The organism is Promicromonospora sp. NPDC052451 (genome assembly GCF_044547525.1).
Lineage (GTDB): Bacteria > Actinomycetota > Actinomycetes > Actinomycetales > Cellulomonadaceae > Promicromonospora.
This window is the reverse complement of record NZ_JBIUAP010000013.1, coordinates 15,498-28,869: the sequence shown is the minus strand read 5'-3', so window position 1 is coordinate 28,869 and position 13,372 is coordinate 15,498. Positions and strand designations below refer to the sequence as shown.

Here is a 13,372-nt window from a genome sequence, read left to right as displayed (position 1 = left end):
GGCCTGAAAGGGGCGTCTGCGGCTGCGACCGCGGCCTCACCCGTCGTCGTCCGCCACGCCTCCGTCCGGCCCGACCGGGACGCGCCCCGCGGCGAGCCGCGCGTCCCGCGCGCCGAGCGCCCGTGCCAGCTCGTCCGGTCCGGCGAACAGCACCGCCCCCGGATAGGCCGACAGAAGGCAGGCGAGCCGCTCCCGGCCCTCGGCGTCCAGGTCGCGATCGAGGTCGGCGACCAGGAGCAGCGGCGGCTCACCGTAGATCGCGCGAGCCAGCGCGAGGCGCGCCCGCTCGTCGACCGTCAGCGGCTCCCCGCCGGCGCGCAGCACGGTGCGGGCACCGTCCCGGAACCGGCCGACGTCGAGACCGACCGCGGCGAAGACCGTGTCGGCCGTGGCGTCGTCCAGGTCGGGACGGCGGTAGCGCAGCGCGCGCCGCAGGGTCCCCCGCTCGAACACGGCGCCCCGGGCCGCGAGCCCCACGAGGGCACGGCCGTCCGACGGCGCGACGGCACGGACGTTCCGTCCGTCCACCCAGAGCTCGTCGACGGCGCCGGCCGGCGGGAGATCGAGGCCCGTCACGCGCCGCATCAGGCGCAACGGCGCCTCCGGGTCGTCGCCGGTCAGCCGGATCCGGTCGCCGGGGCCCGCCTGCAGCGGAGCGGAGACCGGCACGAGCCCGGGGACCACCAGGTGCACCCGGCCGGCCCCGTCCGCGCCGTCGGGCAGGTCGGCCGACGCCGCCGCGCTGCTCGCGCGCTCGTGCTCCGCGCGCCGTCGGGCGGCGTCGGCGAGCGCCGGGCCGAGCACCGCGCGGGCGGCCAGGTACGTCTGGCGGTACTCGACGATGCGGCCGAGGTCGACGATCGGCGTCGACGCGAGCCCGGCCATGGCCATCGCGGCTACCGTGACGGCCGGGTCCAGGCCGCGCACCACGCCGACGGCGGCGACGGCGAGCGTCGCCAGCAGCGCCGCGACGGTTCCCCCGGCCCGGAGCGCCCCGACGGTCACCGAACGGTCCACGGCGCGGTCGACGACGTCGGCTGACGCGGAGTCGATGTGTCCCAGCTCCCGGCCGGCGCCGTGCGCGGCGATGATGCCCTGCGCGGCGCCGACGGTGTCCGCGATGCGGGTGGCCATGCGCCCGCGGGCCTGGCGCAGGCGCCGCGACTTCAGGTACGCCGTGCGGGCCCACGGCACCATGACGGCGGCCAGGACGGCGAGCGGGAGCAGGAAGCCGACGCCGAGGAACGGGTCGAGCACGGTGAGCCCGATCGCGGAGCCGGCGATCAGCGGGACGCCGGACATCAGCGGCGCCACGCCCTGCGACACCCAGTTCCGCACGCTCGCGAGGTCGTTGGTGGTGCGGGCCACGGTGATGCCGAGGTGGGTGCGACCGCCCGGCGTCAGCTCGGACTCGACCAGCTCGCGGCGCAGCTCGCGCACGTAGTCCTGGCCGAGCCGTTCCGCGGCGATACGTTCCTCGACGCGCAGCCCGCCGACGGCGACGGCCGTCGCCACGATGCTGACGACCGCCACGACGATCGGCCACGCGCTGCCCGGGCGGAGCTGCGTCAGCGCCCAGGCCCCGACCGCGCCGAGGGCGCCCTGCCCGAGCCCGAGGGCCACGAGCCCGGCCACCCAGGACCGTCGCGCGCCGACGAAGACCCGCGGCAGGGCACCGGCCTCGGCACCAGGGGCCCTGCCGGACGACGTGCCAGGGGCCGTGCCAGGCTCCGTGCCAGACGCCATGTCGGGCGCCGTCTCAGGCGCCGTCTCAGGCTCTGTGTCAAGCGACCGCATGACCGTCCCCGACCGCACCCAGCACCCCGGCTGCCGGCCGCACGACCTCCGGGCCGAGTCCCGCCGCGGCGAGCGCGACCTCCGGCAGGCGCAGGTCATAGGTGGGCACCACGTCCACGTCGAGCGCCGCCCGGGCCTCCGCCACCGCGAGCGGGGAGGCCGTGAGCACCCCGGACACCACCGACGGGGCGCAGCCGAGCGCGCGCAGCGCCGCGACGCCGCCGCTCGCCCCGAGCGCGTCCCCCGCGGCGAAGACGACCCGGTCGACCACCGTGCGGAACGCGTCGTCGGTGAGCAGGCGGCGCGTGTCGCCCTGGTACACGCCGTCGGCGACCTCGACGAGCACGACGTCGGGCGCACCGTGCGCCGCGGGCTCGGCCAGCAGGCCGACCATGGTCGCGAAGACGTCGCGGACCTCCTCGAACGGCAGGCCGAACGTGCTGGGCCGGCCGAGGTCGGTGAAGTCGACCACCCGGTGGGCGCCCGCGTCGACGAAGTGGTTCGCGTCGTTGCCCGCGCCGGTGCCCGTGGCCTTGCCCGCGTGGACGGTGAGCCCTGCCGCGGCGAGCCCGTGGGCCAGGCAGGCCAGGGTGGTCGACTTGCCGGAGTTCATCGACGTGCCGACGACGGCGACCACCGGCACCCGGGTCGCGGCGCCCCGCACGGCCGGGGCGGGGCGCACCGTGTGCGGGGCGAGGTCCGCGAGGTTGACCACCCCGTCCACCGTGGACAGCAGCCCGACCGGCTCGATCACGGTGGCGTCCTTGACGTCGGCGTGCTGGTCGATCACGCGGGAGGCGAGCCCCCCGGCCGCGGCGAGGTGGCACGGCCCCAGGTCCTCGGGCAGGAGTGCCAGGAACTGGTCGGCGGCGTAGCGCGAGCCGTAGGCCACCACGATCTCGTCGCCCTCGAACAGGATCTGGCGACGGGAGACCGGGGACTCCAGGCGCCGGTGCTGGCCGATCGTCACGACCCGGGCCAGGACGACGTCGCCCGGCCGCGGCGCCCGCGCCGGGTCGCGGACCAGTCCGAAGGCCGCCGGGTCCCGGTCGATCGCCGCCGCCACGAACCGCGTGGAGTAGGCCTTCTTCGCCCGCAGCAGCCGGGACGCGAGCGGCTCGGGGGCACGAGCCGGCACGTCGGCGGCATCCACCCGGAGCGGTACGGCGACGATGCGCGGCGCGTCGTCGCGCAGGGCCGGGGACGTGTCGAGAATGCTCATGGCAGCCACGCTTTCTGGTCGAGGACGGGTGGTGCGATGTCGTCACTCAACTGGACCGCCGTGAACAGGCGATGAGACCGGGATGAAAGGTCTCTCATGTGGCCCGGATCAGCGCGGTGACCAGGTCCCCGAGCCCGCCGGGACCAGCTCGATCCAGGTGTTTCCCGGGTCGAGCTCCGCCTCCTTGCCGTTCCGGGTCCGCAGCACGATCGGGGAGTTGTGGTCCTTCTTCGACCAGCGGACCGTGATGCTGTGGCCCATCGAGACCAGCGTGCCGAGGCCGCCGCTGCCGGCCAGCCGGTGCTCGGGCACGGGGGCGCCGGTGGGGTCCACGAAGTTCGTGTTGAACACCTCGGTGGACAGCACCAGGACGTTCCGCGCGGTGTGCCGCCTGCCGTCGGCGGCCACCGACGGCACCGAGCCCTCGCTGCGCAGGTAGCGCTCCCGCTCCGCGTCCCACGTCCACACCGTGCGCTGAGCCGGGGACAGTCGCACGTCCACCGTCGGCGCCGGCTTCCCGGCCCGTGGGGCGGTGCCCTGGCCCAGCTTCCGCGCGTACCGGAACTGCGCCGGCGGCGGGCTGGTCCGGCGGTCGTCGGCCTGCGCCGCGAACGTCGCCACGTTCCCGATCACGTTGTGCGGCGCGACCCGCGCGGGATCCCGGACGAAGCCTGGGTCGCCGTCGTCGTTGATGAGGGTCTGCGTGCCGTACCGCTGCACCGCCGCGATGAACGGGCCCTGGCCGCCGGAGAACGCCAGGATGCCGTCCAGCGGCGCCACGATCGCCGGGTCCATGGGCCGCACCGAGCGCACCGGCTCCACGACGGCGGGGAGCTTCGAGTGGTAGGTCGCCACGAACCGGGTGATGCCACCCTCCACGACCTCCTCCCACACGATGTCCGCTTCCGTGAGACCGCGCTGCGGCCGGGCCTGCACCGAGTTCTCGACCTTCACCGACACGGCCGGGCGGTCCGCCACCTTCTCCGTGGGTGCCCCGGTGAGCGGCCACACGACCGGCACGTCCGGCTCCGGCGGCCGGTCCCGGTCGCCGCGCACCGGGGCGTCGACCGTCGCGGTGGGCGTGGGCAGGGGCTCCTCGGGGGCGCCGAGGCCGCATCCCGCCAGCAGCAGCCCGACCGCCAGCGCCGCACCCGTGGCCTGCGCGGCCGTCGTCCAGCGGGTCGTCATCGGCACTCCTTAGCGACCGTCCGCACCCGGGCCCGCCCCAGGTGTGGCGCACACCTTACAGATCCGGCGGCCGCCGCCCCGGGGCGGCGCGCTTACCCTCGTGAGGTGCCCTCGAACGACCCTCTGCCCGCTGCCTCGACCGCTGTCCCACCAGTGTCCGCCGCCGCGTCGGCCGACGCAGGCGGGGCGACGTCGCCGGCCGCCGTCGTGGACGCCGTCCGCGCCGCCCTCGACGGCGGTCCGGCGTATGCGCCGCAACCCCGGGCCTCCGACGCCGCACCGCCGCCCGGCACCGCCCTGGTGCTGCGGACCTCCGGTTCCACGGGCGAGCCCCGCGAGGTCGCGCTGAGCGCGGCGGCGCTACGTGCCTCGGCGGAGGCGACCCACGAGCGGCTCGGCGGCCCCGGGCGGTGGCTGCTGGTGCTCCCGCCCACGCACGTGGCCGGGGTCCAGGTGGTCACCCGCTCCGTCGTGGCGGGCACCGAGGTCCGCGCCGGCACGTCCGACCACTTCACGCCGGCGGCCTTCGCGTCCCTGGCCCAGGAGTTCCTGGACACAGCGGATACGGCAGCCGGCGCCCGGGCCTACGTCTCGGTCGTGCCCACCCAGCTGCACCGGCTCGTGGCCGCAGCCGACGCCGGCGACGCGGCCGGCCTGCGGACCCTCGCCCGGTTCGACGCCGTCCTCGTGGGCGGCGCCGCGACACCCGCGCCGCTCCTGGAGCGGGCCCGTGCCGCCGGCGTCCGCGTGGTCACCACCTACGGCATGTCCGAGACCAGCGGCGGCTGCGTCTACGACGGCGTCCCGCTCCCCGGCGTACGCGTCCGTCTGTCCGGCACGACCACCGGCACGACACCGACCACCACCGGCACGCGCCCGGAGGAGCACACCACGACGGGCGTGATCGAGCTGTCCGGCCCGGTGCTCGCCGAGGGCTACGTGGGCGACCCCGCCGCCACGGCCGCCGCCTTCCGCGCCGACCCCGACGGCACTCGCTGGTTCCGCACCTCCGACCTCGGCCGCCTCGACGACGGCCGGCTCACGGTCCTGGGTCGGGCCGACGACGTCGTGGTCACCGGCGGCGTCAACGTCGCCCCGGCGGCCGTCGAGGAGGCGATCGCGGAGCACCTGGCCGCCCAGGGCACACCGGGCGAGGTCTGCGTCGTCGGCGTACCCGACGCCGAGTGGGGCCAGGCGGTGGTCGCCGTGATCGCCCGCACCGGACCGCCGGCACGCCCCGGCGGCCTCGAGCTGGTCCCGTTCGGCGCGCCGCCGTCCGGCGCGGCCGCCCGGGGGTCCCGTACCGGCCCGGACGGCGCCCCGCCCGCGGCGGGCGAGGTGACCGACGGCGGCGGGCCGCTCGCCGGGCTGCGCGCCGCCGTCGGGCAGCGGCTCGGGGCGGCCGCCGCGCCGCGCCGGGCGTACGTCACCGCGACCCTGCCCACGCGTGGGCCCGGCAAGATCGACCGGCGGGCCGTGCGCGACGCCGTCGTGCGGGCCGAGCGGGAACCCGTGCGACCATGACTTCGTTCCCCCGCTAGGACCGCGCACGCACCCGGTCCCGGTGCCACGGACCAGACATCCCCCACGAACGAAGGACACGCTGATGGCGACAGCCGCCGAGTGGATCTCCGGGGCGCGGCCCCGCACGCTGCCCGCGGCGGCGGCGCCCGTCATGGTGGGTACCGGCGCGGCGGCCCAGGTGGACGCCTCGGCATGGCTGCCCGCACTGCTCGCGCTCGGTGTGGCCCTCGCGCTGCAGGTCGGCGTCAACTACGCCAACGACTACTCCGACGGTGTGCGCGGCACCGACCTGGACCGCGTGGGCCCGATGCGGCTCACGGCGTCGGGCGCGGCGGCACCTGGCGCCGTGAAGCGGGCCGCGTTCGCCGCGTTCGGCGTGGCCGGTGTGCTCGGGCTGGCGCTCTGCGCGGTGTCCGGGCAGTGGTGGCTGCTCGCCGTGGGCGCGGTGTCCGTCGTCGCCGCCTGGTACTACACCGGCGGCAAGCAGCCGTACGGGTACCGGGGGCTGGGCGAGGTCGCGGTGTTCGTGTTCTTCGGGCTGGTGGCGGTGCTCGGCACCACCTACACGCAGGCGGGGATCATCACGTGGCCCGCGGTGCTCGGCGCCGTCGGGGTGGGCCTGATCGCCTGCGCGCTGCTCATGGTGAACAACCTGCGGGACATCCCCACCGACGTCCTGTCCGGCAAGCGCACCCTGGCGGTGCGCCTCGGCGACCACCGGGCCCGGCGCGCCTACGTCACGATGATCTGGGTCCCGGTGCTGCTCGGTGCGGTGTGCGCCTTCTGGGCGCCGTGGTCGCTCGTGGTGGTGCTGCTGCTCGGCCCGGCGGCGCTGCTGTCGGTCCCCGTGCTCGCCGGCGCCCGCGGCAAGCTGCTCGTGCCGGTGCTGGCCGGCACGGGCCTGTACGAGCTGGGCTACGGGCTGCTGCTCTGGTTCGGCCTGTCGGTCTGACCGGCCCGGTCTCCCGCGGGCCTGACCGGCCCCGGCGGGCCTGACCGGCCTCAGCGGTCGGTGCGGAGCTCCTCGTCGAGGCGCGCGTCCTCGTGGGCCGCGTCGACGTCGACCTTCGGTGCCGCGGCACGCTCGGCGGCGCGGCGCTCGGCACGGGCGGCGATCCAGCGGGTCGCGGCGTCCCGCGGCCCGGTGAGCGTCAGGTACGACACGGTCAGGGCGACCACCACGGCGACGATCGGGAGCAGCCACCCCCGCAGCCCGGCCAGGTAGAGCCCGCCGAAGGCGACGCCGAACAGCGCGAGGCGGAGCAGGGTGTAGATCACGAGGGGCACTCACCCATGGTAGGCCGGGCGCGGGTCACACCTCGACGACGGCGGACCTCCGGGCCCGGAACAGGGCGAACGTCACGCTGCGGGCTGACCTATCGTTGCCGACCCGCCGTAGGCTGGGGGTATGCCACGCGTACTTCTGATCCTGGCCGTCGTCGGACTCGCGGTCTATGCCCTGGTCGATGTCTGGGGCTCCGAGGAGGACGAGCGCGGCGGCCTGCCCCGCTGGCTCTGGGTGCTGCTCATCGTGCTCCTGCCCCTGCTGGGGCCCATCTCGTGGATCGTGGTGCGGGTCTCCGCGCGCCGGTCGGGCGCGGGCCCGGCCTCGGGCCCCGGCGGCAGCCGCCCGACCCCGCCCCGCCCCGGGCCACGCCGCCCGTCCGGCCCGGTGGCCCCGGACGACGACCCCGAGTTCCTCTGGCGCCTGGAGCAGGAGAAGCGCCGGCAGGAACGCGAGGCGCGGGGTCGACAGGAGGCCAAGGACGACGACACCGAGAGCAGCTGACGCGCCGCAGGGCGCCCGGCACGGGACCGACAGACAGAGGGCGCCGATCCGGACCGGATCGGCGCCCTCTGTCGTCGGGCCCTCAGGACGCCGGGCTCACAGGCCCGAGTACGAGTGCTTGCCGTTGAAGATCAGGTTCACGCCCGTGAAGTTGAACAGCACGCACGCGTAGCCCGCCACGACGAACCAGGCCGCCCGGGTGCCGGACCAGCCGCGCGTCGTGCGCGCGTGCAGGTAGGCCGCGTAGACCACCCAGACGATGAAGCTCCAGACCTCCTTGGGGTCCCAGCCCCAGTAGCGTCCCCACGCGTCCTCGGCCCAGATGGCGCCGCCGATGAGCGTGAAGGTCCACAGCACGAAGGCCACCGAGTTCAGCCGGAACGAGAGCGACTCCAGCGCCACCGGCGTCGCGGTGTGGTCCAGCCAGCCCCAGCGGCGGCTGCCCAGCACCGGCGAGCCGTTGTCCCGGGCGTCGCGCAGGAGCTGGAGCGCCGACGTCACGAACGCCACCGTGAAGATGCCGGTCGCGACGATGGCGACGCCCACGTGGATGACGAGCCAGTACTTCTGCAGCGCGGGCTGCACGCCCATGGCCTCGACGAAGAACTTCTCCTGGGCGAGCACGAGGAACAGCACGCTCAGGCCGGTCACGAACGCGCCGAGGTAGCGCACGTCGCGCCGGGTGTTGACGCCCGCGAAGACCGCGACCGCCACGAAGGTGCCGACCAGCGCGAACTCGTACATGTTGGCCCACGGCGTCCGGCCGGCCGCGATGCCGCGCAGCACGATCGCGACGAGCAGCAGGGCGGCGGCCAGCCAGGTCACGGACATCCCGACCCCGGCCAGCTTCCGGTTCGCCGGGACGGGGGCGGCCGGCGCGTCCGCCGGGACGGCGTCGGCGTCCGCCTCGTAGGGCGAGACGTCGCCGCCGGCCGCGACCGCCACGCGCTCCCGGGTCCTGGCCGCGTCCCGCGCGTCGACCCGTGCGCCCGACAGGCGCGACAGGTCCACGGAGAACGCGATCAGCGCGACCGCGAGCGCGGTCGCCGCGCCCCAGACGAGCAGCACGCTCAGGTTTGCCAGCTCCATGTTCAGTCCTTCTCCGATCCGGTCCGGTCGGGCGCGGCCGGCGTGACCGGCTCGTCCCCCGTCTCTGGCTGCTGCACGTTCCCGGGCACCGCCGCCAGCGCGCGGTCGACCTCGGCCTGCAGACCTGCATCGTCGCCGCGGGCCAGGCCCGCCACCTCGACCACGGTAGCCCCGTCCGGCCCGGCGTACGCGCGCGCCCAGACCCGTCGCCGCGGCGTGAACAGCGAGACGGTCAGGCCCGCCAGCGCCAGCAGCGCGAAGACGAGCACGAACGTGAGCGACGGGTCGTGCCGCAGGTCCAGGGCCACGTAGCGCGGCAGGTCCTCGCCGAGAGTCAGCGTGCCGAGCCCGTCGGGGAGCTCGACGGTCTCGCCGGGGCGGGCCAGCACCTTGATGCGCTCGCCCTGCTCGTCGACGGCCGGGGTGAGCGAGGCGGTGTCGAGCTCGTACACGTTCTGCGGGGAGCCGTCGTCCAGGCCCAGGTCGCCCGTGTACACCTCGAGCACGAGCAGCGGGTCCACGGGCTGCGGGAACGCGGAGCGCGCCGACCCGTCCTCGTTGACCTCCGCGGTCGGCAGGAAGTACCCGACCAGCCCGATCTGGTCGAGCCCCGGCGACACGTCGGGCACCTTCACCACGCCGCGGGAGGTGTACATCGTGTCCTCGGGGATGAAGGTGACGCGTCCGGCGAAGGCGACCTCGCCCTCGGCGTCGTGCACGGTGATCTCCGGGGCGAAGCCGTTGCCCTGCAGGTAGATCTTGGCGCCGTCGACGACGATCGGGTGGTTCACCTTGATCTGCTCGCCGCGCTGCTCGCCCGACGGCTCGGTCACGGTGACGTGCGCCGTGAAGTCGCGGGCCTGGGCGAAGGCGACCGTGTCGCTCGCGAACTCCGACTCGAACTCGTCGAGCGTCATCGCGAAGGGGACGAGCGACTCCGGCCGGAACCAGGAGCCCTTCTCGAACGTGTCGTAGTCGACCACGGCGTTGGCGAACCCACGCCCCTCGGTGACGATGGCCTGGCCGCGGTAGTGCAGCATCTGGCCCGTCGCGACGGACACCAGCAGGCCCACCAGGGCCAGGTGGAACACGAGGTTCCCGGTCTCGCGCAGGTAGCCGCGCTCGGCGCTCACGGTCTGCGCCGCGGGAGGTGCCTTCGGTCGCTCCCGCCCTGCGCTCGCAAGCTCGCTCCGGCCGGACGCTCCGCGCCCCCGCGCCGTCTCCTCGGCCCGGTCCACCCGGAAGGTGGGCAGCCAGGAGATCGTGCCGCGCAGGCGGGCGGCGACGGCGTCGGCCACCTCCTGGGGCGTGGCGTCGGTGGTCGCGGTGGCCTGCGCCGGGAACCGGCTGAACCGGGACGGCACACGTGGCGGACGCCCGCGCAGGGCGCGCCAGTGGGTCGCGGAGCGCGGCAGGATGCAGCCCACGAGGGACACGAACAGCAGGATGTAGATCGCGGAGAACCAGACCGACGAGTAGACGTCGAAGAACCCGGCCCGGTCGAGCCACTCCCCCGCGGTCGGGTGGTCGGCGAGGTACTCGATGACGCCGGCCGCGTCCTGGTTGCGCTGCGGCAGCACGGAACCGGGCACGGCGGCCACCGCGAGCAGCATGAGCAGCATGAGCGCCACCCGCATGGAGGTGAGCTGCCGCCACATCCAGCGCAGCGTGCCCACGAGGCCCAGCGTGGGCGCGGTGGGCCGGCCGGGCTTCTGCGGCTTCTCGTCGGACGCCGGCGCGCCCTGCGTGAACTCGTCCGCGATGCCCTCGGGGACGTAGGACTCCTGCCTGGTGCGGTCGGCCATCAGAGCACCGTCTCGAATCCGCCGATCCAGAGCTGCATGGCCCCGGTGATCCGCGTCCACAGCCCCGTGACCAGCAGCAGCCCCACCAGGACGAGCAGCCCGCCGCCGATCCGCAGCGCCGCGAGGCGGTGCCGGCGCAGGAAGTCGAGCATGCGCTCCGAGCTCTGCAGGCCCAGCGCGACGAGCAGGAAGGGGACCCCGAGGCCGAGGCAGTAGGCCACGCCGAGCAGGGCCCCGCGGCCGGCGGACGCCTCGTCGATCGCGAGCACCTGGATGGCGCCGAGCGTCGGGCCGATGCAGGGCGTCCAGCCCAGGCCGAACACGATGCCGAGCAGGGGCGCGCCCCACAGGCCGGTGCGCGGTGTCACGTGGAACCGGGCCTCACGCTGGAGGAACGGCACGGCGCCGAGGAAGCCGAGGCCGAGCAGGATCACGACGGCCCCGAGCACGCGCATGATCACGTCCTCCCAGCGCACCAGGAACACGCCCAGGCCGCCGAACGCCGCCCCGAACGAGACGAACACGGCGGTGAAGCCGAGCACGAACAGCGCCACGCCGCCGACCACGCGGCCGCGGGCCGGCCTGGCCCGCGTGGCCACGATCCCGGGGGTGGTCCCCGCCGACGCCGCGGCCATGCTGCTCACGTACCCGACGTAGCCCGGCACGAGGGGCAGCACGCACGGCGACGCGAACGACACGAGACCCGCCAGGATCGCCACGGGCACCGCCAGCAGCAGGGACCCGCTGAACGCGGTGCTGGCGAGTCCGTCGCCGACGGCGGTCGCGATCGAGCCGGGAAGCATCAGGCGGCCTCCGCCAGGACCTCGTCGATGAGCGCCTCCAGGGTGGACCCCTCGGCCAGGCCGATGACGCGGGCGGCCACCTTGCCCTCCTGGTCCAGCACCACGGTGGTCGGCACGGCCTGCAGGGGCACGACGCCGGTCAGCCCGGCGATCACCGTGCCCGAGCGGTCCTCGATGCTCGGGTAGGGCACCTCGAACGTGCGCTGGAACGCCTGGGCGGCGCCGGCGTCGTCCTCCGTGTTGATGCCGACGAACTGCACGCCGTCCTTGGAGGTGGCGAGGTCCACCAGGTCGGGCGCCTCGGCGCGGCACGGCGCGCAGGAGGCGTACCAGGTGTTCACGACGACGACGTCGCCCGCCCAGTCGGACGTGTCCACCTCGTTGCCCTCGAAGTCGGTGCCCACGACGGCGACGGGCCCCTTGCGCTCCCCGGCGTCGTACGTCTGCACGGACCCGTCACCGGAGACGTAGCCCTGCCCGACGACGTCGCCCGCGCCGGAGTCCTCGGGCGCGCACGCCGTGAGGGCCGCCACCAGGCCGACGACGATGCCGACGGCCACCACCCACTGCACGACCTTGAAGGTCTTTCCTCGCATCACGCGCCGGCGACCTTGCTCGCGCCGTCGTAGAGCTCCGCGGCGGGTTCCGTGTAGTGCAGGCCCACGAACCGGTCGTCCTCGAAGTGCAGGGACGTCAGGGAGGCGAGGTTGCACTGCCGGTTGCGCGGGTCGTGCCAGAGGGTGCCGCCCTCGAACGAGCGGCGCGTGAGCCAGACGGGAAGCTGGTGGCTGACCAGCACGATCTCGTGGCCCTCGGCCACGCGGCGGGCGTCCTCGACGGCGGCGCGCATGCGCTGGACCTGCTCCGTGTACGGCTCGCCCCACGACGGGCGGAACGGGTTCCACATGTGCGGCCAGTTGCGCGGGTTCTTGAGCGCCCCGCCGCCCCCGCCGACGCGGAGGCCCTCGAAGCGGTTGCCGGCCTCGATGATGCGGTCGTCCGTGGCGAGCTCCAGGCCGAAGCCCTGGGCCACCGGTGTGGCGGTCTCCTGCGCGCGCTGCAGCGGCGACGCGACCACCCGGACCACGTCGTGGCCACCGCTGGTGAGGTGGTCGGCGACGATCTTGGCCATCGCCTGGCCGCGGTCGGAGAGGCGGTAGCCAGGCAGACGCCCGTACAGGATGCCGTCGGGGTTGTGCACCTCGCCGTGGCGCAGCAGGTGGACCGTCGTGGAGACCATGGCGCCCAGTCTCGCACCCGAGCCTGGGTGCCCGTGACCTCCAGCGGGTGTGGATTACGTCATCTCGCGCCGATCCAGGGATGCCGACCTACTGTCAGCAACAAGTTTCACGGTGGTCTTCACCATGAAACCGTCCGACATGAGCAAGGGGGTCTCACCATGACGGAGACAGCATCACCCGCGATGTACGCACGGCTCCTCGCCGAGGCGCTGGGTACCTTCGTCCTCGTCCTCGGCGGCTGCGGTACCGCCGTCTTCGCCGCCAACTTCCCGGACGCCGAGACGAACACCGTGGGGGTCGGCTTCCTGGGCGTCGCCCTGGCCTTCGGCCTCACCGTCGTCGTCGGCGCGTTCGCCCTGGGGCCGATCTCGGGCGGGCACTTCAACCCGGCCGTCACCCTGGGCCTGGCGGCCGCCGGACGGTTCTCCTGGAGCGACGTCGGCGGGTACGTCGTGGCGCAGCTCGTGGGCGGTGCGCTCGGGTCGAGCGTGCTGGCGCTGATCGCGGCCGGCGGGCCCGACGGGTACTTCGAGGCCGCCCGGGAGTCCGGGTTCGCGGCGAACGGGTTCGGCGAGCACTCGCCGGACGGGTTCGGCCTGGGCTCGGCGGCCCTGACCGAGACGGTCCTCACCGCGGTCTTCCTCTTCGTCATCCTCGGCACCACGGCCCGGGTGGCCGCCCCCGGGTTCGCGCCGCTGGCGATCGGCCTCACGCTGACCCTGATCCACCTGGTCTCGATCCCGGTCACCAACACCTCGGTGAACCCGGCCCGCTCGGTGGCGACCGCCATCTACGCCGGGGGCTGGGCGTGGGGCCAGCTCTGGGTGTTCCTCGTGTTCCCGATCCTCGGCGGCCTGATCGCGGGCTTCGCCTACCGCCCGATGTTCGGCCGCGCGATCACGGCCTGACGTCGC

13 protein-coding genes are annotated in these 13,372 nt (G+C 74.9%); 4 read left to right on the top strand and 9 right to left on the bottom strand.

The window, feature by feature from the left end; genetic code table 11:
* Nucleotides 1-36: 36 nt before the first annotated feature.
* The 3 genes from ACIG47_RS20655 to ACIG47_RS20645 form a co-directional block, all read right to left on the bottom strand.
* On the bottom strand, nt 37-1,746 hold the full coding sequence (locus tag ACIG47_RS20655; protein ID WP_397432966.1) for an ABC transporter ATP-binding protein: 1,710 nt from the start codon (nt 1,744-1,746) through the stop codon (nt 37-39).
* 37 nt (nt 1,747-1,783) lie between these two features.
* A complete protein-coding gene (locus ACIG47_RS20650) occupies nt 1,784-3,019 on the bottom strand; it encodes a DUF1611 domain-containing protein (protein ID WP_397432965.1) in 1,236 nt (411 codons plus the stop codon).
* 108 nt (nt 3,020-3,127) lie between these two features.
* Nucleotides 3,128-4,207, bottom strand: a complete 1,080-nt coding sequence (locus ACIG47_RS20645) for a DUF3048 domain-containing protein (protein WP_397432964.1) — start codon at nt 4,205-4,207, stop codon at nt 3,128-3,130.
* Between the two features lie 105 nt (nt 4,208-4,312).
* On the opposite strand from ACIG47_RS20645, the gene ACIG47_RS20640 reads away from it, so the two are divergent.
* Both ACIG47_RS20640 and ACIG47_RS20635 read left to right on the top strand, forming a co-directional pair.
* Nucleotides 4,313-5,731, top strand: a complete 1,419-nt coding sequence (locus tag ACIG47_RS20640; protein WP_397432963.1) for an AMP-binding protein — start codon at nt 4,313-4,315, stop codon at nt 5,729-5,731.
* 82 nt (nt 5,732-5,813) lie between these two features.
* A complete protein-coding gene (locus ACIG47_RS20635) occupies nt 5,814-6,683 on the top strand; it encodes a 1,4-dihydroxy-2-naphthoate polyprenyltransferase (protein ID WP_397432961.1) in 870 nt (289 codons plus the stop codon).
* Nucleotides 6,684-6,733: 50 nt separating this feature from the next.
* Here the strand turns inward: ACIG47_RS20635 and ACIG47_RS20630 are convergent, their stop codons facing one another.
* Complete coding sequence (locus ACIG47_RS20630; RefSeq protein ID WP_397413014.1) at nt 6,734-7,018, bottom strand: DUF4229 domain-containing protein; 285 nt, start codon at nt 7,016-7,018, stop codon at nt 6,734-6,736.
* A 121-nt stretch (nt 7,019-7,139) separates the two neighbouring features.
* Between ACIG47_RS20630 and ACIG47_RS20625 the strand changes: the two genes are divergently transcribed.
* Entirely contained in the window at nt 7,140-7,520 is a 381-nt protein-coding gene (locus ACIG47_RS20625; protein ID WP_397432960.1) for a PLDc N-terminal domain-containing protein, read from the top strand.
* Nucleotides 7,521-7,616: 96 nt separating this feature from the next.
* Here ACIG47_RS20625 and ccsB read toward each other — a convergent pair whose 3' ends face one another.
* Genes ccsB through ACIG47_RS20600 form a run of 5 tightly spaced genes read right to left on the bottom strand, consistent with a single transcriptional unit; the run spans nt 7,617 to nt 12,457 of the window.
* On the bottom strand, nt 7,617-8,609 hold the full coding sequence (gene ccsB / locus ACIG47_RS20620) for a c-type cytochrome biogenesis protein CcsB (protein ID WP_397432959.1): 993 nt from the start codon (nt 8,607-8,609) through the stop codon (nt 7,617-7,619).
* A gap of 2 nt (nt 8,610-8,611) precedes the next feature.
* A complete protein-coding gene (locus ACIG47_RS20615; protein ID WP_397432958.1) occupies nt 8,612-10,414 on the bottom strand; it encodes a cytochrome c biogenesis protein ResB in 1,803 nt (600 codons plus the stop codon).
* A complete protein-coding gene (locus ACIG47_RS20610) occupies nt 10,414-11,217 on the bottom strand; it encodes a cytochrome c biogenesis CcdA family protein (protein WP_397432956.1) in 804 nt (267 codons plus the stop codon). Before ACIG47_RS20610 ends, ACIG47_RS20615 begins: the two co-directional genes overlap by 1 nt.
* Complete coding sequence (locus ACIG47_RS20605) at nt 11,217-11,813, bottom strand: TlpA family protein disulfide reductase (RefSeq protein WP_397433052.1); 597 nt, start codon at nt 11,811-11,813, stop codon at nt 11,217-11,219. Before ACIG47_RS20605 ends, ACIG47_RS20610 begins: the two co-directional genes overlap by 1 nt.
* Nucleotides 11,813-12,457: a histidine phosphatase family protein gene (locus ACIG47_RS20600; RefSeq protein WP_397432955.1), complete on the bottom strand. Its 645-nt coding sequence runs from the start codon at nt 12,455-12,457 to the stop codon at nt 11,813-11,815. Before ACIG47_RS20600 ends, ACIG47_RS20605 begins: the two co-directional genes overlap by 1 nt.
* A 159-nt stretch (nt 12,458-12,616) precedes the next feature.
* Between ACIG47_RS20600 and aqpZ the strand changes: the two genes are divergently transcribed.
* On the top strand, nt 12,617-13,366 hold the full coding sequence (gene aqpZ, locus ACIG47_RS20595; protein ID WP_397413007.1) for an aquaporin Z: 750 nt from the start codon (nt 12,617-12,619) through the stop codon (nt 13,364-13,366).
* Nucleotides 13,367-13,372 lie beyond the last annotated feature (6 nt).

Excerpts from the sequence above, each read along its gene's own strand:
- ACIG47_RS20655 (WP_397432966.1), bottom strand. The coding sequence starts at position 1,746 with ATGGCGTCTGGCACGGAGCCTGGCACGGCCCCTGGCACGTCGTCCGGC.
- ACIG47_RS20650 (WP_397432965.1), bottom strand. The coding sequence starts at position 3,019 with ATGAGCATTCTCGACACGTCCCCGGCCCTGCGCGACGACGCGCCGCGC.
- ACIG47_RS20645 (WP_397432964.1), bottom strand. The coding sequence starts at position 4,207 with ATGACGACCCGCTGGACGACGGCCGCGCAGGCCACGGGTGCGGCGCTG.
- ACIG47_RS20635 (WP_397432961.1), top strand. The coding sequence starts at position 5,814 with ATGGCGACAGCCGCCGAGTGGATCTCCGGGGCGCGGCCCCGCACGCTG.
- ACIG47_RS20625 (WP_397432960.1), top strand. The coding sequence starts at position 7,140 with ATGCCACGCGTACTTCTGATCCTGGCCGTCGTCGGACTCGCGGTCTAT.
- ccsB (WP_397432959.1), bottom strand. The coding sequence starts at position 8,609 with ATGGAGCTGGCAAACCTGAGCGTGCTGCTCGTCTGGGGCGCGGCGACC.
- ACIG47_RS20615 (WP_397432958.1), bottom strand. The coding sequence starts at position 10,414 with ATGGCCGACCGCACCAGGCAGGAGTCCTACGTCCCCGAGGGCATCGCG.
- ACIG47_RS20610 (WP_397432956.1), bottom strand. The coding sequence starts at position 11,217 with ATGCTTCCCGGCTCGATCGCGACCGCCGTCGGCGACGGACTCGCCAGC.
- ACIG47_RS20605 (WP_397433052.1), bottom strand. The coding sequence starts at position 11,813 with ATGCGAGGAAAGACCTTCAAGGTCGTGCAGTGGGTGGTGGCCGTCGGC.
- ACIG47_RS20600 (WP_397432955.1), bottom strand. The coding sequence starts at position 12,457 with ATGGTCTCCACGACGGTCCACCTGCTGCGCCACGGCGAGGTGCACAAC.
- aqpZ (WP_397413007.1), top strand. The coding sequence starts at position 12,617 with ATGACGGAGACAGCATCACCCGCGATGTACGCACGGCTCCTCGCCGAG.